Source organism: Xenorhabdus vietnamensis (assembly GCF_002127535.1).
Classification (GTDB): Bacteria; Pseudomonadota; Gammaproteobacteria; order Enterobacterales; family Enterobacteriaceae; genus Xenorhabdus; species Xenorhabdus vietnamensis.
The window spans coordinates 34,633-56,082 of the sequence record NZ_MUBJ01000010.1 but is presented as its reverse complement, the minus strand read 5'-3'; the positions used below and the strand labels follow the sequence as shown (position 1 = coordinate 56,082).

General features: G+C 42.4%; 15 protein-coding genes. 6 read left to right on the top strand and 9 right to left on the bottom strand.

Annotation, left to right across the window (positions count from 1 at the left end; genetic code table 11):
* Window positions 1-5 precede the first annotated feature (5 nt).
* Genes mdtC through Xvie_RS10590 form a run of 3 tightly spaced genes read right to left on the bottom strand, consistent with a single transcriptional unit; the run spans window position 6 to window position 7,518 of the window.
* The gene (mdtC, locus tag Xvie_RS10600; RefSeq protein WP_086109291.1) at window positions 6-3,113 is read right to left on the bottom strand and encodes a multidrug efflux RND transporter permease subunit MdtC; all 3,108 of its coding nucleotides are present in this window, start codon (window positions 3,111-3,113) and stop codon (window positions 6-8) included.
* Window positions 3,110-6,280 carry an MdtB/MuxB family multidrug efflux RND transporter permease subunit gene (locus Xvie_RS10595; RefSeq protein ID WP_086109290.1) on the bottom strand — a complete coding sequence of 1,057 codons (3,171 nt, stop codon included), beginning with the start codon at window positions 6,278-6,280 and terminating at the stop codon, window positions 3,110-3,112. Before Xvie_RS10595 ends, mdtC begins: the two co-directional genes overlap by 4 nt.
* A complete protein-coding gene (locus Xvie_RS10590) occupies window positions 6,280-7,518 on the bottom strand; it encodes an MdtA/MuxA family multidrug efflux RND transporter periplasmic adaptor subunit (RefSeq protein WP_086109289.1) in 1,239 nt (412 codons plus the stop codon). The genes Xvie_RS10595 and Xvie_RS10590 overlap by 1 nt, the downstream gene beginning before the upstream one ends.
* A 402-nt stretch (window positions 7,519-7,920) precedes the next feature.
* On the opposite strand from Xvie_RS10590, the gene Xvie_RS10585 reads away from it, so the two are divergent.
* The 3 genes from Xvie_RS10585 to Xvie_RS10575 all read left to right on the top strand — a co-directional run bounded on the left by Xvie_RS10585 (window position 7,921) and on the right by Xvie_RS10575 (window position 9,429).
* Window positions 7,921-8,481 (top strand): peptidoglycan-binding domain-containing protein, encoded by a 561-nt coding sequence (locus Xvie_RS10585; RefSeq protein ID WP_086109288.1) that lies wholly within the window; start codon window positions 7,921-7,923, stop codon window positions 8,479-8,481.
* Window position 8,482: 1 nt separating this feature from the next.
* Entirely contained in the window at window positions 8,483-8,770 is a 288-nt protein-coding gene (locus tag Xvie_RS10580; protein WP_086109287.1) for a hypothetical protein, read from the top strand.
* A gap of 179 nt (window positions 8,771-8,949) precedes the next feature.
* On the top strand, window positions 8,950-9,429 hold the full coding sequence (locus Xvie_RS10575; RefSeq protein WP_086109286.1) for an Hcp family type VI secretion system effector: 480 nt from the start codon (window positions 8,950-8,952) through the stop codon (window positions 9,427-9,429).
* Window positions 9,430-9,495: 66 nt separating this feature from the next.
* Here the strand turns inward: Xvie_RS10575 and mgtE are convergent, their stop codons facing one another.
* The 6 genes from mgtE to purM form a co-directional block, all read right to left on the bottom strand.
* On the bottom strand, window positions 9,496-10,959 hold the full coding sequence (gene mgtE / locus Xvie_RS10570; protein WP_086109285.1) for a magnesium transporter: 1,464 nt from the start codon (window positions 10,957-10,959) through the stop codon (window positions 9,496-9,498).
* A gap of 161 nt (window positions 10,960-11,120) precedes the next feature.
* Complete coding sequence (gene ppx / locus Xvie_RS10565) at window positions 11,121-12,653, bottom strand: exopolyphosphatase (RefSeq protein WP_086109284.1); 1,533 nt, start codon at window positions 12,651-12,653, stop codon at window positions 11,121-11,123.
* Between the two features lie 3 nt (window positions 12,654-12,656).
* Complete coding sequence (ppk1, locus tag Xvie_RS10560) at window positions 12,657-14,726, bottom strand: polyphosphate kinase 1 (protein WP_086109283.1); 2,070 nt, start codon at window positions 14,724-14,726, stop codon at window positions 12,657-12,659.
* 52 nt (window positions 14,727-14,778) lie between these two features.
* Window positions 14,779-15,342, bottom strand: coding sequence for a spermidine N1-acetyltransferase (gene speG, locus Xvie_RS10555; protein ID WP_086109282.1), 564 nt, complete (start codon window positions 15,340-15,342; stop codon window positions 14,779-14,781).
* A gap of 410 nt (window positions 15,343-15,752) precedes the next feature.
* Complete coding sequence (gene purN / locus Xvie_RS10550) at window positions 15,753-16,391, bottom strand: phosphoribosylglycinamide formyltransferase (RefSeq protein WP_086109281.1); 639 nt, start codon at window positions 16,389-16,391, stop codon at window positions 15,753-15,755.
* Between the two features lie 171 nt (window positions 16,392-16,562).
* Complete coding sequence (gene purM, locus Xvie_RS10545; protein WP_086109280.1) at window positions 16,563-17,606, bottom strand: phosphoribosylformylglycinamidine cyclo-ligase; 1,044 nt, start codon at window positions 17,604-17,606, stop codon at window positions 16,563-16,565.
* A gap of 225 nt (window positions 17,607-17,831) precedes the next feature.
* On the opposite strand from purM, the gene upp reads away from it, so the two are divergent.
* The 3 genes from upp to hda all read left to right on the top strand — a co-directional run bounded on the left by upp (window position 17,832) and on the right by hda (window position 21,372).
* Window positions 17,832-18,458: a uracil phosphoribosyltransferase gene (gene upp / locus Xvie_RS10540; RefSeq protein ID WP_086109279.1), complete on the top strand. Its 627-nt coding sequence runs from the start codon at window positions 17,832-17,834 to the stop codon at window positions 18,456-18,458.
* 69 nt (window positions 18,459-18,527) lie between these two features.
* Window positions 18,528-19,838, top strand: a complete 1,311-nt coding sequence (uraA, locus tag Xvie_RS10535) for a uracil permease (RefSeq protein WP_086109278.1) — start codon at window positions 18,528-18,530, stop codon at window positions 19,836-19,838.
* A gap of 826 nt (window positions 19,839-20,664) precedes the next feature.
* Entirely contained in the window at window positions 20,665-21,372 is a 708-nt protein-coding gene (hda, locus tag Xvie_RS10530; protein ID WP_167376264.1) for a DnaA inactivator Hda, read from the top strand.
* The last annotated feature ends 78 nt before the right edge of the window (window positions 21,373-21,450 follow it).

Genomic DNA, 21,450 nt, shown 5'->3' with positions numbered 1-21,450 from the left:
GAATTTCATTCTGACTCAGTTATCTGAGATGGAATGATGTTGCGTATTGCCTGACGATGACGCCATTTTTCACGCAGTCGGTCAAAAAACAGATATACAACCGGGGTGGTATATAAAGTGAGAAGTTGGCTTACCACCAGACCACCAACAATAGTTATCCCCAGTGGAAAGCGTAACTCTGCCCCATCCCCATTGCTCAGTACCAAAGGTAAAGCACCACACAGGGCAGAAAACGTCGTCATCATGATCGGACGGAATCGCAATAAACTGGCCTGAAAAATCGCTTCCTGGGCACTGAGCTTACCGTTTCGTTGCGCTTCAAGGGCAAAATCCACCATGATAATGGCGTTTTTCTTGACAATACCAACCAACAACATAATCCCAATCATAGCGATTAGGCTAAATGGAGTATTGAACAGCTCCAGAGCCAGTAAAGCGCCTATTCCCGCAGAAGGCAGGGTAGAAAGGATTGTCAGGGGATGGATATAACTTTCATAGAGCACTCCCAGAACCAGATAAACAGTGACGATGGCGGCAATAATCACCAATAATTGAGAGCGTTCACTTTCTTGAAAGTCCTGGGCTGTACCTGTGAAAGAGCTGCGTACTGCTGACGGTACTCCCAATTCTGTTATTGTTCTTTCTATTGCACTGATTGCATCGGATAACGTGTAACCCGGTGCCACATCAAATGCAATGGTAGAAGAAGCAGACAATCCTTGATGATAAACGTCCAACGGTGCATTGGCAGGATGCCATTGGGCAAAATAGGAGAGGGGAATGCGTTCTCCCTTGTCATTAATGACAAACATTTTCTCCAGCGCACTGGGATCTTGGTTATATTGCGGAGCAACTTCCATTACAACTCTATATTGATTCAGAGGTTCATAAATTGTGGAAACTTGCTTCTGCCCAAAAGCGTTGTTGAGCAGATTATTTGCTTCGGCAACATTAATACCTAAACGAGCCATAATATCACGATCATAAGTAATCGCTATTTCAGCACCTTTAGCCTCTTCATCGTCATCGGTATTCACATCCACCAATTGAGGCATTTTTTCCAATGCTTTTTTGACAATAGGACTCCATTTACGTAGTTCGCCAAAATCATCAGACAACAGATTAAATTGATAAGTCGATTTACCCCCCCGTCCCCCACTTCTCAGATCCTGAACAGGAACTAAATATAAGCGTGCTCCTGCTTCATTGGTCAGTTTGCTTCTTAAGCGGGTAATAACTTGCTGGATACTTTCAGTACGTTCTTTCAATGGCGTCAACGAAATAAACATAAAGCCCGTATTGATGCTGTCACCACCAGTAAAACCCACGACATTATCCACGGTTGGATCGTTATTGACTATCTGCATAAAACGTTTCATTTTTTCACGCATGGCCTGAAATGAAATACTTTGGTCAGCCACCACAAAACCCAGCATTTTTCCAGTATCTTGTTGAGGAAAAAAGGTTTTTGGAATACTGATATAAAGCCAGATATTCAGGGCAATAATGCCAAGCAATGTCAGCAATACCCAACGAGTATGATTGAGTATCCATTTCAATGAGCGGCCATAGCCTTGCTGAATTCTCAACAATACCTTCCCGAACCCGCGTATCTGCTTCTGTGTATTTTCTGGTGTGGATTTGAGCAAGTAGGCACACATCATCGGGGTCAGGGTCAGTGAAATGAACAGAGAAATCCCAATGGCGGTTGCAAGCGTGACCGCAAAATCCCGGAATAATCTGCCAAGTAACTCATCAATTAATACGAGGGGAATAAATACCGCAACGAGTGACAGGCTCATGGCTAATACAGTGAATCCAACTTCTCTGACCCCTTTGAGGGCGGCTTGCATGGGTTTCAACCCAGCATTCAGGTGGCGGGAAATGTTCTCCAGTACCACAATGGCATCATCGACAACAAAACCAGTGGCAATGGTTAATGCCATCAACGAGAGGTTGTTCAAACTGAAACCACATAAATACATGGCGGTAAAGGTACCAATCAGTGATACCGGAACAGCAACTGCCGGTATCAATGTCGCTCGACCAGAGCGTAAAAACAGGAATACGACTAAAATCACTGAGGCGACAGCAATCGCTAATGCACGTTTTACTTCTTGCAGGGATGCGTGAATAGTTGGTGAACGATCCTGAGCAACGTTTAGCTGAATGTTGGCAGGCAAGGATGTTTGCAGAGTAGGAAGCTGATCACGAATGCGTTGAACGGTCGAGATAATGTTTGCACCCGCTTCACGACGGATAATAAGAACAATAGCTGACTTATTTCCGGACATGCCTGCTGCACGAATATCCTCGACCGAGTTCTTAACATTTGCGACATCCTGCAATCTGACAGGTGAGCCATTATTATCATGCACAATGATCGAACGGTAACTTTCAGGTGTTTTCAGTTCATCATTGGTGCGTAGCTGCCAAATCTGTTTATCGGAATCAACATGACCTGTAGGAAACCGGACATTAGCATTATTGATGGCATTACCGACATCGTTGAGAGAAACACCTTGATTGAAGAGTGCATTGGGGTTTAATTCAACGCGTATTGCCGGTAATGAACTACCGCCGACACTGACTTTGCTGACGCCTTCTATCTGGGAAATCTTTTGAGCCAGTCTGGTAGAAGCAAGATCATACAGTTGGCCCTCACTATAATTGTCTGAAGTGAGGTTTAAAATCATAATCGGGGCGTCTGACAAGTTGGCTTTATAATATCCCGGTTTGCTTGGCATACCGGAAGGTAATAAGCTTTGTGCGGCATTGATGGCGGCTTGAACATCCCGTGCTGCGCCATTGATATCCCGATTGAGATCAAATTCCAGATAAATAGAAGAGGTTCCCAGCGAGCTGGTGGAAGCCATCTCTTTTACCCCTGCAATCCGGCCTAATGCACGTTCCAGAGGCGTCGTCACAGAGGATGCCATGGTTTCTGGGGATGCACCGGGCATGGAAGCGTGAACTGTTATCACGGGAAAATCTACTTGTGGCAGCGGTGACACAGGCAGCAAGGCAAAACTGAGTGCACCACAAAGAGTGATGGCTAAGCTCAGCAATGTTGTGGCAACTGGCCGCCGGATAAATAGGGCGAAAAATTTCACAGCGGCTCCTGATGATTAACTGAGGATTTATCAAGCCTTATTGGTTTATCTTTTTTATTTTTCCGGTAATTATTTTTTCGGTAATAGCATGCTAGTTGATCAAACAGCAGATAAATGACAGGAGTTGTGAACAAGGTTAGAATCTGGCTCATGATCAGGCCCCCGACCATGCTGGCGCCTAAAGGACGGCGCAGCTCCGCACCGATGCCGGTGCTTAACATCAGTGGCAATGCCCCCAGCAGTGCTGCCATTGTTGTCATCAGGATTGGTCTGAAACGCAACAAACAGGCTTGGTAAATGGCCTCATAAGGCGTCATTCCTTTTTCTCGCTCTGCTGCCAGAGCAAAATCGATCATCATGATGGCGTTTTTCTTCACAATGCCGATCAAGAGAATGATCCCAATGATGGCGATAATATCTAACTCATAGCCACCTATCATCAAAGCCAACAATGCACCAACACCTGCGGTAGGTAAGGTTGACAAGATGGTTACGGGATGAATAAAACTTTCGTACAGTATACCAAGTACGATATACATGGCGACGACAGCAGCCAGAATCAGCCAAAGGGTATTACTGAGCGCATCCTGAAACGCCAGCGTTGCTCCCTGAAATTGCGTAATGATGTCTTTTGGCATTTGGATCGCCCGTTCTGCCTCATTGACGGCATTGACTGCTTGTTCAAGGGAAGAGTCTTTCGCAACATTGAATGAAAAAGTAGCAGAAGGAAATTGCTGTAGATGATCGATAGACAAGTTCCCCAGCCGATGCTCGACGGTTGCAATGGTATTGAGTGGTACCATTTTTCCATCATTACCGGTCAGATAAAGGTTGTTCAGCGCTTCCAGCCCCTGAGTACTCTTCATATCTTGCTCAAGAATGACGCGATACTGGTTTGATTGAGTGTAAATCGTCGAAATCAGGCGTTGGCCAAAAGCGTTATACAAAGCATTATCCACCGCAGCCATAGAGATTCCAAATCGGCTGGCCATATCTCTATTCACATTGAGGTAAGCTACTAACCCCTGATCTTGCCAATTATTACCAATATCCCCCAATTCTGGTCGTTGTTTCAGGGCATTTTGCAATTTAGGCACCCAGACGGCGAGTTCATCAAGTGAAGTGGCTTGCAATGTAAACTGATACTGTGTGCGCGATACCTGAGTATCAATTGTCAAATCCTGTGTTGGTTGCAGGTACAACTTGACGTCAGGAACTTTAGCGATACGTGCCTGTAAACGTGGGATCACCTCGTCGATGTGGTTGTCACGTTGGCTGAGTGGTTTCAAAGTGATTTGAAGACGAGCATTATTTAATGTTGGATTGTTACCATCAACACCGATAAATGTCGTGACATTATCCACCGCCGGATCTCTGAGTAACAGAGCTGTAACTTGTCGCTGTTTATCCGCCATTGCATTGAATGAAATAGATTGTGGTGCTTCCAGAGTACCCTGAATTAACCCGTTATCTTGCAATGGGAAGAATCCTTTGGGGATCATAATATAGAGCAGGGCGGTCAGAACCAACGTACCGAATGCAACACCCAGTGTCATCCAAGGATGATTTAACACTCGTTTCAGGAAAACAGCATATATTTCAATCATGCGTTCGAAAAAACGTTCGCATGCCTGTTCGAAGCGATTGTGTTTAGTATTGGCTTCGGGCTTCAGCATTCTTGCGCACATCATCGGCGTTAGCGTCAATGACACAACGGCAGAAATTAAAATGGCGACAGCAAGGGTAATGGCGAACTCCCTGAACAGCCGACCGACGATATCTCCCATAAACAACAGAGGGATCAAGACGGCAATTAATGAAAAAGTCAGGGAGATGATAGTAAAGCCGATCTCTCCTGCCCCTTTCAGCGAAGCCGCCAGAGGCTTTTCTCCCCGTTCAATGTAACGGGAAATATTTTCTATAACGACAATGGCATCATCCACCACAAAGCCGGTTGCAACGGTTAACGCCATTAAAGTCAGGTTATTGACGGAAAAGCCGCAAAAATGCATAACGGCAAATGTACCTACCAGTGAAAGCGGTACTGCAATACTTGGGATCAAGGTCGCAGTGACATTACGCAAAAAGAGATAAATCACCATGACGACCAGTGCGATAGCCAACAACAATTCAAATTGAACATCTTTGACTGAATTGCGGATTGAAATCGTACGGTCTGTCAGTAGCTCTACATTAACGGATTTGGGCAGGCTGCTGATTAATTCTGGCAGCATGGTACGAATATTATCTGTGGTCTCTATAACGTTAGCTCCGGGCTGGCGCTGAACATTAATAACAATGGCAGGCTTTTCATTTGCCCATGCACCCAATTTACTATTTTCCACTCCCTGTTCAATGGTAGCGATATCACGCAGGCGAACCGGAGCATTATTTTTATAGGCGACGATTAAATTGCGATAATCATCGACAGATTTCATCTGGTCGTTGGAGGATATAGTGATTGAGCGCGTTGGCCCGTCAAAACTGCCTTTTGCCGAATTCACGTTGGCTTTCATGATGGCTGAACGGATAGCATCGCTGTCTAATCCTTGTGCAGCCACGGCCTGCGCATTCAATTTCACGCGGACAGCGGGGCGTTGCCCGCCCGCCAAAGTTACCAGACCGACACCACTGACCTGAGAAACACGCTGGGCTACGCGGGTTTCCACCATATCTTGTACTTGAGTCATCGGTAGGGCATCGGAGGTTACGGCTAACGTCAATATGGGGGGATCAGCCGGGTTGACTTTGCTGTAAATTGGCGGGTAGGGCAGATCTTCTGGCAATAGATTACTGGCTGAATTGATCGCTGCCTGCACATCCTGCTCTGCCACATCTAAGGGCAATGAGAGCTGGAATACCAATGTGATAACAGAAGCCCCGCCAGAACTTCTGGATGACATCTGTTTTAAGCCGGACATCTGACCAAACTGGCGTTCCAGTGGTGCTGTTACAGCGGATGTCATCACATCCGGATTGGCACCGGGATACAGTGTTACTACTTGAATCGTTGGGTAATCTACTTGTGGTAATGCAGAAACTGGCAGCATCCGATAACCAATTATTCCGGCTAGCAAGATTGCAACCATAAACAACGTCGTAGCAACAGGACGCAGGATAAACAGACGAGATGGTCCTCCGCCTGTCATTGAAGAATCAGATTGCATTAGGAATTCTCCGCTTTACCGTTTGATTGGCCTGAATTCTTTTTATCTTTATCTGCATCAAGTGATTCAACGTTCAAGGGTTTGACAATCTCGACCTTGGCACCTTCGGTCAGGCTGTCAATACCATCAGTGACGACACGTTCGCCTGTTGACAGGCCACTATTGATAACCACCAATTGATTATTTTGCAGTCCTGAAATGACCTTCTGTTTGCTGACTTTATTGTCTTTATCTACTTTCCAGACGAAATTACCGCTATTTCCCATTTGTAAACCAGCCGTGGGAATAACAACGACATTACTTAATGTATTGACCTTCATCTGGATATTGACGAATTGATTAGGGAACAGCACATTATCTTGATTATTAAACTGAGCTTTCATCTTGATTGTGCCGGTAGCAACATCAATCTGGTTATCAATACTGAATAGTTTTCCTTGTGCTAATTGCTGCTGATTATTGCGATCCCACGCGATGACAGCCAACTTTTCGTGATCTTTCTGAGCCTTTAACACAGTACCAATATCGTTTTCAGGTAAGGAAAACAGTACATCAATGGGATCGACTTGCGTAATAACCACAATTGGAGTTGCTCCAGCACCAGATATATAGTTGCCGACATCAATGCGTTTTAATCCAACGCGACCGGAAATAGGGGCCGTGATACGGCTGTATATTAATTGTAGTTTGGCTTCATCAATATCGGATTGGGTGGTTTTCAAGCTGGCTTCGCTCTGACGAACCAACGAGATTTGCTTATCCAGATCTTGCTGGGAGGTATGTTTACTTTTCGCTAATTGCTGAAAGCGGAGCAAATCCTGTTTAGCATTGGTCAACGTTGCCTGATCTTTGGCATATTGTCCTTGCGCCCTTGCCAGTTTAACTTTCAGGGGACGAGGATCGATTTCTGCCAGCAAATCGCCTTTTTTGACATATTGACCTTCATCAAAATGCAAAGCGATTAACTGCCCCTCTACTTGGCTGATGACAGTCACTGTATTCGCTGCCATAACCGTTCCTAATCCACCTAAGTAATGAGGTACAGATTTGATTTCAGCCGTTGCTACTTGCACGGGAGGATGAGTCGGATTGTTTAAACTCTGTTCTGATTCTGAATCCTGACTGTTGTTTGATGATGAAGGTACGTTGAAGTGTTTCCATGTAAAGAAAACTGCCGCGACGATTACGGCTAGCACCGCAGCGAGACGGAAAAAGTAGGAACGGCTTTTGTTATTCATTTGCTCGACATTCTCTTAATGTTGTGGCAGTAATCAGTCATGCAGCATCTTATGCCAAAATAGATGCAAGAATATATTATTAGTGTAACCAACGGGAATTAGTCAATAATGAAGAAAATATGGAGGTTATGTCAAAAAGATAATGTTTTTGGTAGTGATTTTTCATGGGATTTGTGATGGGTAATCCAATGAAGCACAGAGAATTATGTTATGAAAGATAGAGTATCCGCTTTGTGGTTAATTACAAGCCATTAAGAGAACAATTGATGATTAGAAGATGAAGCAATCTGCAGATACTGACATGGTTTTACTGAGTTATTAGGCGTTTATTATTATGGTTAAGGTATAAAATAATAAATACATCAAGCAACATTTTAGAAACAATAATAAAAAGGATGTCTTATGAAAGAACTTAGTAGTGAAAAATGGGTATCTAAGTATCCGGGAAGTACTTCCACAAAAGATCTAAAGCTTAGCTTTAGAATAGGTGTAGAAGATTTTATTGCACAATTAAAGAAAGCAGGGGCTAGAGTAACAATATCTGCAACATTTAGGCCACCAGAAAGAGCTTATTTAATGCATTGGGCATGGAAAATAAGTAAAAAACAAGTAAAACCAGAGGATGTACCAAGCAAATTGGGTGTGAATATAGAATGGGTACATAAAAATAACGATGATAGCATTAAAGCAGCAGAAGCCATGGTAAGTGCTTATGGAATGACAAGGTTAAAAGTTGCTCCAGCGTTAAAAAGTCGACATACTGAAGGCAATGCAATTGATATAAGTATAACATGGACAGGTAATTTAGAAATTAAAAATAAACAGGGGAAATCTGTGTTAATCAATTCTCTTCCAAGGGATGGAATGAATAAGGATTTGCATAATATAGGTAAAAGTTACGGAGTGATAAAATTTCACGGTGGTGTAAAAGACAGACCACATTGGTCTAGCGATGGTAGATAATATGAAAAAACTAACGATGATATGCATTATATTCTTCTTTTTATGTGGAAATACCTGGGCATCAGAAAATAATATTCCAAAAGATTTACAAGAGTATATAGATAATGCAGAAGACTGTCAGCATTTTGCAGGTGAATGGGATAATGAACTACCTGATGAGAGGCAGAAAGAAGTAGAAAATGCTCTTGAAAAATATTGTACAAAAGCAAAAGAGTTACAGAAAAAACTTAAGGAAAAATATCAAAATGACACTAAAAAAATAGAAATAATAAATGATTATGATATTTAACCAAGTTAATATCATATTGATTTTCATGTGAAAATGAGTGGATGTGTGAGATTTTCTATTTATCCCTTATTACATAGGGAGTTACATCACACTTTTTTCTACCCAAATGGTCGTGTTTAGAGATATATTAGCGCTGTTTGATCGTACTTAATGAACCTTAACCACAACAGGATGTTATTATGGCAAATATGATTTATTTAACATTGCAGGGAGACAAACAAGGGTTAATTTCACAAGGATGCTCCTCTGTTGAATCCATTGGCAATAAATATCAGGCGGGTCATGAGAATGAAATCTTTATATTAAAGTTACATCATTCCATACACAGAGAACAAAATGTTAACCATAGTCCAATTGTATTTATAAAACCACAAGATAAATCATCACCGTTATTAATGATGGCAATTTCAGATAATGAAACACTGAATCTGAAATTTGATTTTTATCGCACTGCCCAATCTGGGGCACAGGAATTATATTATTCCATAGAGTGCCGTGAGGCGACTATTATTGAGTTGTCACCGGATTATCCTCATAGTGTTAACCATGCAGAAGCCCAACCAGAAGAAATTGTCTCCATCAAATATAAAGACATTATTTGCCGTCATCATATGGCGGGAACGTCTGGATATAGTGTTTGGGACGACAGAGTGTATTAATAGATAAAAAGGGTTTATTGTTTAAGAGCCTATATTTAATAGGCTCTTATGCTAAGAAAAAGAGATTTAAACCAAAAATAACGTTGCTAATCCTAAAAAGATAAAGAACCCACCTGTATCTGTAATCGCGGTAATCATCACACTGGAACCAATTGCCGGATCTCTTCTCAATTTCATCATAATAAAGGGTATTAATACGCCCATCATCGCCGCCATCAATAAGTTCAATATCATCGCCATCGTCATGACACCTCCCATGGCAAGATCACTATAGAGTAAATAAGTGACAACGCCCATTATCCCACCCCAGATAATGCCATTGATAAAGGCAACACCAAGTTCTCTCAACAGTAGGTAAGAAAAGCTGCCGGTTTGGATTTGATGAAGTGCCAACGCGCGGACGATCATGGTGATGGTCTGGTTGCCAGTATTACCGCCGATGCCTGCCACGATGGGCATTAAGGTTGCAAGGGCAACTAGCTGGGAAATAGTATGTTCAAATAAGCCAATTACGCGTGAAGCAATAAAAGCGGTACATAAGTTTATGGCGAGCCATGTCCAACGGGTTTTTACCGCCTGACCAACAGGAGCAAAGACATCCTCTTCGCGGCTTAAGCCCCCCATGCGGCGAATATTGGTGTCAGTCTCTTCACTTAAGGTATCAACGATATCTTCAACAGTCAGGCGTCCCATTAAGCGCCCGTTATTGTCCACTACGGCGGCGGAAATCAAATCGTAACGTTCAAAAGCACTGGCGGCATCTTCACCTTTTTGCTCTGGTGAGAAAGTAACGGTATCCGTATTCATGACTTCGGAAACCAATCTGTCCGGTGCATTGAGCAGTAAGGTTGTAAGCAATAACTCTCCTTGAAGACGATTCTTGCGATCAATCACAAAGATTTTATCTGTTGTTTTGGGAATTGAGCCTCTGGAACGTAAAAAACGCTGAACGGTGCTGAGTGTAACATTGCCCCGCACTGTTACGAACTCGAAATCCATCATTTGGCCGATACTATCTTTATGGTATTGCAATACTTCCCGGATGCGATTGCGTTGGCCCGGTTCCAGATAGGTCAGCAGACGGCGAGTAGTATCACGGGGAAGATGTTCTACAATATAGGCCTGTTCATCTACGTGTAGCTTACCAATGGTACGTAACAGCGCAATGTCAGACGTATCTTTGATCAGGTTATCCCAAACGGGAATAGAGGTTTCCACCAAAACTTCACCGCGCTGGTCATTGTCGATCAAACGCCATAAAGCAAGACGTTCATCATAAGGCAAGGCTTCCAGAATATCAGCAATATCGGCAGCATGCAGGCTGGTCAGCAGCGTACTGACTTCTTCTATTTTCTCCAATAATTGTTCGCCACTGATCGCTGAATATTCATCAGTTTGATCCAATAATGTATCGACAAATAGCTTATCGTGGATGAATAGTGAAAGCAGACGTTGACGAACATGTGCCAGTTTTTGGGAATATTGGCTGGCAACAGTTGTATTATCAGGTGTAAAGGTTGGTTGTGACATGGAGCACCTTTAAGGCAGAAAATAGGGCAAAAAATCAGGCGATCGCAATAATATCGCCATAAATGAATAGATAAAGCGCCCAAACAAAATTGAAAAGCTGACAAACAGTATTAATTTTATTATTTGAACTGTTTTCTGTTCTTTTTCATAACGCGATATCGTTAAGCTGGTTCTTCTTTAATGTGTAAATTCCAGCCAGTCACGTCATTCCAGTAGCTTTGTTCTTTCTCCAGATCGAGCAACACGAGGGCATTTTGTGCTAAATAGTTTTTGGGCAGGTAGAGTATCCAATGACCGTGATCAGTTTCCAGCCTTAATGTCTCCGGTGTTGTGGTAGATTGCCGTTGGTTGTTCAACAAGGTTGCCAACCGCAATATCTTAAGCATGGGAAAATATTGTTTTTTCTTGTACAGGTAGAAGCGGGTATGCTCATGTATTTTAACCGCTTTGCGATGATAGCGAACCAATGTTGCCAACAAAGATTGTTGTTCTTGGTTGAATCCAGGCAGATCGGTATTTTGCAGGATATAAGCAGAATGCCGTTGCAAGCCACTCAGATTAATACTTAAACCCACCTCATGCAGCATGGCTGCCCAAAGTAGAATTGACTCCAGTTGTGGGTGCACTCGTTTGGGGTTTTGTGCTGCCCATTGGTCATAAAGTTTTTTGGCAGTACACCAGACTCGGTCTGCCTGTTCACGATCGATATTATAGTGTTCAGCAAGGCTTTTGGCGGTTCTCTGGCGAATATCCTGATGACGGAAACGGTCCTCCATTTCGTAAAGCACACCTTCCCGCAATGCTCCATGAGACAAGCGTAGTTCGTGAATATTTAAGGCATCGAAAATACCGCACAATATGGATAGCCCGGAAACAAAAGTTTGTTTGCGGTCATCGGATAATCCCGGCAATTCCAGTGTATTAAAATCCCTGTATTTCAGGACTCGTTCTACCAGCATGTTTAGACGCTCTGGTGTAATCAGGCCATCTTTCTCATCCAATTCCACCAACAGTTCGTGTATTGCCTTGATAGTTCCTGATGCGCCCAAGGCAAAATCCCAGCCTTTTGTCCGAAATTGCCAGACGAGATTTTCCAGTTTTTGTGCTGCCTGAAGCCGTGCCCGGCGAAAATTATGTTCACTAATCACACCGTCCGGGAAGAATTGACGGGCAAAACTGACACAGCCCATACGCCGGCTTTCAATCAATAGAGGTTCGAAGTCTTCACCGATGACTAATTCAGTGGAGCCTCCACCAATATCAATCACCAGTTTCCGGCCTTTTTCTGGTTGCGTATGCTCAACGCCCATAAAAATCAGGCGGGCTTCTTCATGACCAGAGATGATTTCAATTGGATAGGGGATAACTTCTTTTGCCCGTTTCAAAAATTCTTGTACGTTGGTGGCTTCACGTAAGCTATGTGTTCCCACTAAACAGACATTATCGGCGGAAAATCCCTGCAATCGTTCTGCAAACAGAGAAAGGCAATTCAGGCCACGGTTTATGGCTTCTTCGCTTAATTCATTTTTACTGTTTAAACCATCGGCAAGATAAACCCGCTTCTTTAAACGCCCAATAACTTGTAATGCACCGTTAACAATACGGGCGATTACCATGTGGAAGCTATTGGAACCCAAATCAATAGTGGCAATTTCTTGGGGCTTGGGCATCGGGGTGTCGTGTTTTAACGGCATAAATCAGGCCCTTGGTTCCGGTTGTTCGAGGTTTTTCAAATATTCATAAACAGCAAGCTGCGCGCGGATTTTACGCTTATTTCCTCGTGGAACATAGTGATTGCTCAATTCCTTATCAATATATCGTGCTTTGACGGTATCACTGAACTGCAATTCAAGGATATCCATAACCTTTTGTTTCAAAAGAGGATCGAGCAGGCAAACAGCTACTTCAATGCGATGATCAATATTGCGGGTCATCCAGTCAGCTGAAGAAAGGAAAACTTTTTCATTGCCTTTGTTGGTGAAAACATAAACACGATCGTGTTCAAGGAAACGATCCACAATACTGGTGACTTGAATGTTTTCACTAAAGCCGGATTGATTCGGAACCAAAGAGCACATGCCACGTACAAGAATGCGGATTTTGACACCAGCTTCAGAGGCATCATATAGGCGATCGACTAACTCCTTGTCTACAAGGTTGTTGACTTTCAGAGTAATTCCAGCCAATTCACCGGCTTGTGTATTCTCGATTTCCTGAGTAATCAGTCGATTGAGCATGGCCCGTGAATTTTGGGGGGATACCATTAAATTATTAAATGTGACAGGCCGATAAGGGTTTTCAATGAAGTTAAACACCCGGCGAACCTCATTGGTGACTTCGGGGTTGGCAGTCAGCAGAGAATAATCGGTATAGAGACGTGCCGTTTTTTCGTTGAAATTTCCTGTACCTATATGGGCGTAACGGATTATTTCTTCACCTTCCAGTCGCGAAATGATGAAAAGCTTTGCGTGAATTTTCAGGCCCAGGGCGGAAAAAATGACATGTACACCTGCTTCAGTGAGACGTTTTGCCCAATGGATATTGGCTTCTTCGTCAAAACGTGCTTGCAATTCCACCACGACGGTTACTTTCTTTCCGTTATGTGCCGCATGAATCATGGAATCAATAATGCGTGAGTCTTTTGCGACGCGGTAGATATTGATCTTGATCGAGAGCACGCTGGGATCGAAAGATGCTTGCCGCAGTAATTCCAGTACATGTTCGAATGTGTGGTAGGGATAATAAAGCAGGACATCCCTTTCACGAATAGCGTCAAATCCGTTGCGGAAATGGTCAAACCAAGTATGGCGCAATCGTGGCATGGGTTTATTCAGAAGATTCCGGTTTCCTTCATTGGGAAATTTGATGAAATCTTTAAAGTTATGATAGCGGCCACCGGCAATCACCGAGTCATCATTGGATAGCCCCAGTTTGCTGCGCAGTAATTCTACCATTTCATCAGGCATATCACGCTGATAAACAAACCGTACAGGCTCCGCCGTCAGTCTTTGTTTCAGCGTGGAAGACATAAGTTCCAGCAGACTGGATTCCATCTCTGTTGCCAGATCATATTCGGAATCGCGGGTCATTTTCATCGAATAGACGTTCAAGGTATCGTAATCGAAGAATCCCTTGAAAATTTCATCCAGCGTGTAACGCAAAATATTATCAAGTAATATCATTGATTTGCGTTTTTTTGGCATCTCTGGGGGCAGGTTGACGAAACGCGGGACTTTATCGGATGGAATTTCCAACAAAGCATATTGCGTTTCTTGTCCACGGATAATTTCAACGGCCAAATAGGTATAATCATCCTTTAAAAACTCAACCAAATTGGTTTCTGAGTTGATGACAATTGGTGTTATATGTGGTCGTAAAAGCTGGCGAAAATATTGCCGCAGCCAGATTTGTTGATTCGGGGATATCTGACGTTCGTTGATCAAGAAAATCTGATTACGTGCCATTTCCAACAACAGATCGTTGTAGAGGGCATCGAACTCTTGATCGATTTTGACAACTTTAGCCTGAATCTTTCTCAATAATTGGCGGGCACCAGTGGCTGAACCCCGTTCTTCACTGATAAGAATACGTCGCTTTACATCAGCAAAGCGAACTTTATAAAACTCATCCAAATTATTGGAGTAGATCCCTAAAAACCTCATTCTTTCAATCAGCGGATTATTTTTGTCAGCAGCTTCCTGAAGTACACGCTCGTTGAAAGAGAGCCAGCTGAGTTCTTTTTCGGTATAAAGGCGATCGTGGGACATTACTACTCCTTACTGCTCCATTTGGTTTTCCATTTGGCTTAATGGTTAGCGTTTAATGAGCCGATGTGCTGGTCTGGGCTTCACGGGCTTTATTGGCGAAATAGTGGTGTTGGAAAGTACACATTCTAATAGCGGTATGATAAGAGCCGTTCACAAAAAATTCATCGATTAATTCACCTTCAGTATGGAATCCCAATTTATTGTATATATGAATTGCTTTCGTGTTCTCTTTATCAACAATCAAATACAGTTTGTAAAGATTCAAGACAGCAAAAGCATATTCCATCGCCAGCTTGGCTGCCATTGTTGCGTAACCTTGTCCTTGATAGGCCGGGGCGATGATAATCTGGAATTCGGCACGACGGTGAACATAATCAATCTCGACTAATTCCACCAGTCCAACTTTGGAACTCAGGCTTGCGATGATAAAGCGGCGCTCACTTTGATCATGAATATGTTTGTCATAGAGGTCGCATAATTCAACAAAAGCTTCATAAGGCTCTTCAAACCAATAACGCATGACACTGGCATTATTATCAAGCTGGTGAACAAAAGGGAGATCTTCCCGTTCAAGGGGACGCAAGTTTACAGATGGGTTTTCTGCACCATTGGACATTGGATACCTCAGTGTTTTTTTAAGGGATTGTATGAACTGAAACTATGTTTACACCTTTCAGATTTCAAGCCGCCGCTTTGTTGGCGGTACCCACTTGCCCAAGCCATATAATTCGCTATGCTTCCAGAAGTTTGTTCTCTCACCACTGCGTATCAAATTGAAATCTATTGAGTGTAAATATATTTGATATTAAATAATGTTCGAATAAATAATTATTGCTAGATTGATTTTTAGATTAATAAATAGTCAATTATTTTGTGCATAAAAAAATAAACCAACTCAAAATAGCAAATTATCACTGAAGCATAGCACTTATGAAACATAGCACTTATAAAACATGGAACTTAAAAAAATATTCTAATACGGAATCCATTAACAAAAAGCTGTAAGTTGAAATCTGTTAGCATAGATTATTCCGATGCGTAACCTTGTGGTGGCAGAACCTTGCCATCCATTATTGCGGTATTTCCTTCCATTGCCAACCGCTGATCTAAAAACCAGCCGATGACCAAAGGATAAATGCTGTGTTCCTGAGTCTGCACACGTCCGATGACATCTTCTTCTTTATCTTCCGCAAAAATCGGCACCTTCGCTTGTAAAATAATGGGACCGCCATCTAATTCTTCGGTGACGAAATGGATGGAGGTGCCATGTTCTTTATCACCGTTTTCGATGGCTTTCCTATGGGTATGCAGGCCTGGATATTTGGGCAAAAGAGAAGGATGGATATTGATAAGGCGTCCATAATAGTGCTGTACAAATTCGGGTGATAAAATTCTCATATAACCTGCTAAAACCACTAAATCTGGATCATATTGATCAATGGCTTTAAGCAGGGCGATATCATAACTTGTACGATCACCATAGACTTTCGGGTTGATAAAATGGGCAGGAATATCTACCTGTTCAGCACGTCGTAGGCCATATGCGCCATCATTATTACTGAAAACGGCAGCAATACGCCCATTAATTCGGTTTTGTTGGCAGGCATCTATGATAGATTGCAGATTACTACCATTGCCGGATACTAAAACAACAATTTTTTTCATGATTTTTTTTCGCTGAATAGTTTTTCACTTAATAATTTGTTTTTGCTGAATAGCCTGTCTTCACTGCAACTTTAAAGCCACAAGATACATTCTTTTCAGGCTACAGCTTGATTGGCTGTAACCTGAAATCAATTTGGCAGAATATCTATTTGGTAATTTTATGTTGTAACTTTATATTGTAATAACAACAGGCTGATCGCCTGCATTTAGTTCGGTAATTGTACCGATTTGCCAGGCATTTTCGCCTGATGCTTGCAGATATGAAATTGCCTGTTCTGCCTGAGATTGGGGAAGGGCGATTATCATACCGACCCCGCAGTTAAATGTACGGTACATTTCGTGCTCGCTGACATTACCTGCTTGCTGTAACCAAGTAAAAATTGCCGGCCATTTCCAACTGCCAGCATTGATTCTGGCCTGCATGTTTTCTGGCAGGACGCGAGGAATATTTTCCCAGAAGCCACCGCCTGTCAGATGTGAAATGGCATGAACTTCAACTTTTTCGATTAGCTCAAGGACTGATTTAACGTAAATTTTGGTTGGGGCAAGTAAATGGTCTGCAAGTGATTTTTCTTCAAGCTGGGTCACCTCTGGGTCTGCCTGACTCACTTCAAGGATTTTACGGATCAGGGAATAGCCGTTGGAGTGTGGCCCGCTGGATGCGAGTGCAATCAACGCATCGCCAGCCTGTACTTGACTGCCATCAATAATTTCTGATTTTTCAACAACACCGACGCAAAAACCAGCGACATCATAGTCTTCACCGTGATACATACCGGGCATTTCTGCTGTTTCGCCACCGACCAATGCACAGCCTGCTTGTTTACAGCCTTCTGCTATTCCAGTAATAACACTGGCGGCTGTATCAACATCCAATTTACCTGTGGCATAGTAATCAAGGAAGAAAAGAGGTTCGGCTCCCTGAACAACCAAATCATTGACACACATGGCAACCAAATCAATTCCGATAGTATCATGGCGCTTCAAGTCCATGGCCAGACGCAGTTTGGTGCCAACGCCATCTGTACCGGAAACCAATACTGGCTCACGATATTTCTGTGGCAGGGCACATAATGCACCGAAACCACCTAATCCTCCCATCACTTCGGGGCGACGGGTCTGTTTTACGACACCTTTGATACGATTGACTAAGGCATTACCAGCATCAATATCGACACCAGCATCTTTATAGCTAAGAGAGGTTTTGTTGGTCACTGCGTAGCTCCCAGGCGGTTGCATTTTTATGAATAAAACAGAACGGCGACAATTCTAACAGTCTAAGCAAACGTTTGCGATAGCTTTGTATAGGTTTCCTGTCGGGGCAGAATAGAAGAAAAGCACTTGTGATTGATAAAAATCAATAGATTGGTAGTGGCTTGGTGGTGAAAAGAAGGTATAATCCCGCGATTTTTTATCTGCCGGCTATATTAGGAGAAACCCATGAAGATCGTTGAGGTTAAACACCCACTAGTTAGACATAAACTTGGTCTGATGCGAGATCATGATATAAGCACTAAACGCTTTCGTGAACTGGCCTCAGAGGTGGGTAGTCTTCTGACATATGAAGCAACTGCTGATTTAGAAGTTGAGAAAGTGACCATTGATGGATGGTGTGGTCCGGTAGAAGTAGACCAAATTAAAGGGAAGAAAATTACGGTAGTACCTATTCTGCGTGCGGGCTTGGGTATGATGGATGGTGTACTGGAAAATATTCCTAGTGCGCGAATCAGTGTCGTTGGTGTGTATCGTGATGAAGAAACACTTGAACCTGTGCCTTATTTTCAGAAATTAGTTTCTGATATTAATGAACGCATGGCATTGGTTGTTGATCCGATGTTGGCGACTGGTGGCTCCGTGATTGCCACTATTGATTTGCTGAAAAAAGCGGGATGCCCTGTAATTAAAGTACTGGTTTTGGTTGCTGCGCCGGAAGGGGTTGCTGCACTAGAGAAAGCTCATCCTGATGTTGAGCTGTATACTGCCTCGATTGATGAATATCTCAATGAGCATGGATATATCGTCCCTGGTTTAGGGGACGCAGGTGATAAAATATTTGGTACTAAATAACGTTTATAGCCGGCTGAGAAGTCGGCTTTTTTTTGGTTTCTAGCAAGATGATATAAGAGGATATCAATAATGACCCGTCGGACTATTGGGGTAGACGAAAAACCGCCTTTGGCACAGACTATTCCTTTAAGTTTACAACATCTGTTTGCCATGTTTGGCGCAACCGTTTTGGTTCCTATTTTGTTTAAAGTTAATCCTGCGACGATTTTGTTATTCAACGGTATTGGAACATTGCTGTATTTGGTGATTTGTAAAGGAAGAATCCCGGCATATCTAGGTTCCAGCTTTGCTTTTATCTCGCCTGTATTGTTGTTGCTGCCTTTGGGATATGAGTTGGCATTGGGTGGATTCATTATCTGTGGTTTGTTGTTTTGCCTGGTTGCCCTGATTGTAAAAGTTGCTGGAAGGGGATGGATCAATGTGATGTTTCCGCCTGCAGCGATGGGAGCTATTGTTGCAGTGATCGGGCTGGAGCTGGCAGGTGTTGCTGCTGATATGGCGGGTTTGCGTCCAGCAGCAGGCACTGAGGTTAATACGACCAACCTGACCATATCCATGGTAACGCTGGGCGTAACGATCTTAGGTTCAGTGATGTTCCGTGGTTTTATGGCGATTATTCCGATTCTGATTGGTGTTTTGGTGGGGTATGCGCTGTCATTCTTCATGGGGGTTGTAGATTTTACGCCAGTACGTGAAGCTCCATGGTTTGCATTGCCAACATTCTATACTCCACGTTTTGAATGGTTTGCCATCATGGCGATTTTACCTGCGGCGTTGGTAGTCATTGCGGAGCATGTTGGGCACTTGGTGGTAACGGCAAATATTGTGCAGAAAGATTTATTGAAAAATCCGGGTCTGCATCGCTCAATGTTTGCGAATGGTTTTTCAACGATGATTTCGGGTTTTTTTGGTTCAACACCTAACACGACTTATGGGGAAAATATTGGTGTTATGGCGCTTACCCGTGTATATAGCACGTGGGTGATTGGTGGTGCTGCGATAATCGCAATATTGCTTTCTTGTGTCGGTAAATTGGCGGCGGCGATTCAAATTATCCCTGTTCCTGTTATGGGTGGTGTTTCTCTGTTGCTATATGGTGTGATTGGTGCGTCAGGTATTCGGGTTTTAATTGATTCGAAAGTTGATTACAGCAAAGCGCAGAATTTAATTCTGACATCTGTTATTCTGATTATTGGTGTCAGCGGAGCGGAGATTCAGATTGGTGCAGCAGAATTGAAGGGTATGGCACTTGCAACGGTTGTGGGTATTGGCCTGAGTCTGCTTTTCAAGTTGATCAATATTATTCGTCCAGAAGAGCAATATACTAACTCGTCTTTGGAATCAATTGAACATGACAAAAGGCGTGAAGCAGTGAAATAAATTACGTTAGTTAAATTGGTAAGAAAGGGCTTTTTCCTAAAACCCTTTCTATTTTCAAAATAGTCAGATAATTTAATATGTTTTTTCAAGGCTATTTTAGTTAATCAACTATATTATACGTGATTTTTATCTTAGTTTTTCATCTGTGATATCCAATAATCTATTGGAAAAAGAGGATTTAAAGATCTATTACTATTTAAACTATGCAACCTTAGTGGCTAATAGCTGGTTTGGTTTTCTTTTGTACGTAAATTACAAATTTTTTCTTATTTTTGTTCAATGGTATTTATTAGTTTATGTATGATAGGAGATTTATGTCCACCAACTTTATCAATTTCTTTGGTTTCAAAATAAAATTTGTTGGAAGAACCACCTATAAAAATGCTTTGAATTTTTTATCACATTACATAATATTGCTTCCATTAATATATTAACTTCCAATGAAGATAATTTAAGATTGATAAGTTAAAATCTCTGGTTATGTATCATATTTTTACTATTGGCAATATTGATTATTGGTAGCATAGGGTTTTCAGATATAAGAGCTTTTTCTCTAAGAGGACTATATCTAGATCTAGTTTGCGAAAAAAATTTGGCTTTGTTACAGCTATGTAGTTATGGAAAGCATGTTTTGATATTAACCTGAATGTTTATTATAATACCCATCAAAAAAAGTAAATTTTCACTATCGATTAATTGTAAATTCTCCCTATTTTATGAGTGATGTGCCTCAATAATAACTTCCTGCTTTAAACAAAGCATTCGTTTCATTTATAGAGGCCTTTTGTGGTAGACTTAGCACTGTTCGTTATCCATTCTGTCTGAGGTGCTTCTGAATACACCGTCGCAGCTTTCATTGCCGTTATATTTGCCCGATGATGAAACCTTTGCTAGTTTCTTTGCAGGTGAGAATACTTCCTTATTAGCTGCAATAAAATTGGCTATTAGCCATTCACACGGCAGTTATATCTATTTTTGGTCCCGCGATGGCGGGGGTAAGAGCCATTTGCTTCACGCAGCTTGTACCGAATTGTCCTTGCAGGAAGAAGCAGTAGGGTATGTGCCACTGGATAAACGTGCCTATTTTGTTCCCGAAGTCCTTGATGGTATGGAGCATTTATCATTAGTATGCATCGATAATATTGAGTGTATTGCCGGTGATCAGGCATGGGAGATGGCTATTTTTAATCTTTACAATCGAATTGTAGAGATTGGCCGGACTTGTCTTTTAATCACAGGTGATCGTCCCCCACGGCAAATTAATCTGACGCTGCCAGATTTGGCATCCCGTCTGGATTGGGGGCAAATTTACAAATTACAGCCTTTGTCTGATGATGAGAAAATTCAGGCATTGCAACTCCGGGCAAAATTACGCGGTTTTGAATTACCTGAGGATGTCGGGCGATTTGTGCTGAAACGGCTCGATAGAGAAATGCAAACGTTGTTTAAAACGTTGGATGAGCTTGATCGTGCTTCCATTGTGGCACAACGCAAACTGACGATCCCGTTTGTGAAAGATATCTTGGAACTTTGAGTAATAAAGTCGAAAGGAAATAAGATCAGGGCAGGAAAGTGATAGAGAGCGTATTCCTATCACTTTTATTTATTTTGC

Coding starts and splice junctions, on each gene's coding strand:
- upp (WP_086109279.1), top strand. CDS start 17,832: ATGAAGATCGTTGAGGTTAAACACCCACTAGTTAGACATAAACTTGGT.
- uraA (WP_086109278.1), top strand. CDS start 18,528: ATGACCCGTCGGACTATTGGGGTAGACGAAAAACCGCCTTTGGCACAG.
- purN (WP_086109281.1), bottom strand. CDS start 16,391: ATGAAAAAAATTGTTGTTTTAGTATCCGGCAATGGTAGTAATCTGCAA.
- Xvie_RS10585 (WP_086109288.1), top strand. CDS start 7,921: ATGAAAGAACTTAGTAGTGAAAAATGGGTATCTAAGTATCCGGGAAGT.
- speG (WP_086109282.1), bottom strand. CDS start 15,342: ATGTCCAATGGTGCAGAAAACCCATCTGTAAACTTGCGTCCCCTTGAA.
- Xvie_RS10590 (WP_086109289.1), bottom strand. CDS start 7,518: ATGAATAACAAAAGCCGTTCCTACTTTTTCCGTCTCGCTGCGGTGCTA.
- Xvie_RS10595 (WP_086109290.1), bottom strand. CDS start 6,280: ATGCAATCTGATTCTTCAATGACAGGCGGAGGACCATCTCGTCTGTTT.
- ppx (WP_086109284.1), bottom strand. CDS start 12,653: ATGCCGTTAAAACACGACACCCCGATGCCCAAGCCCCAAGAAATTGCC.
- Xvie_RS10580 (WP_086109287.1), top strand. CDS start 8,483: ATGAAAAAACTAACGATGATATGCATTATATTCTTCTTTTTATGTGGA.
- mgtE (WP_086109285.1), bottom strand. CDS start 10,959: ATGTCACAACCAACCTTTACACCTGATAATACAACTGTTGCCAGCCAA.
- ppk1 (WP_086109283.1), bottom strand. CDS start 14,726: ATGTCCCACGATCGCCTTTATACCGAAAAAGAACTCAGCTGGCTCTCT.
- Xvie_RS10575 (WP_086109286.1), top strand. CDS start 8,950: ATGGCAAATATGATTTATTTAACATTGCAGGGAGACAAACAAGGGTTA.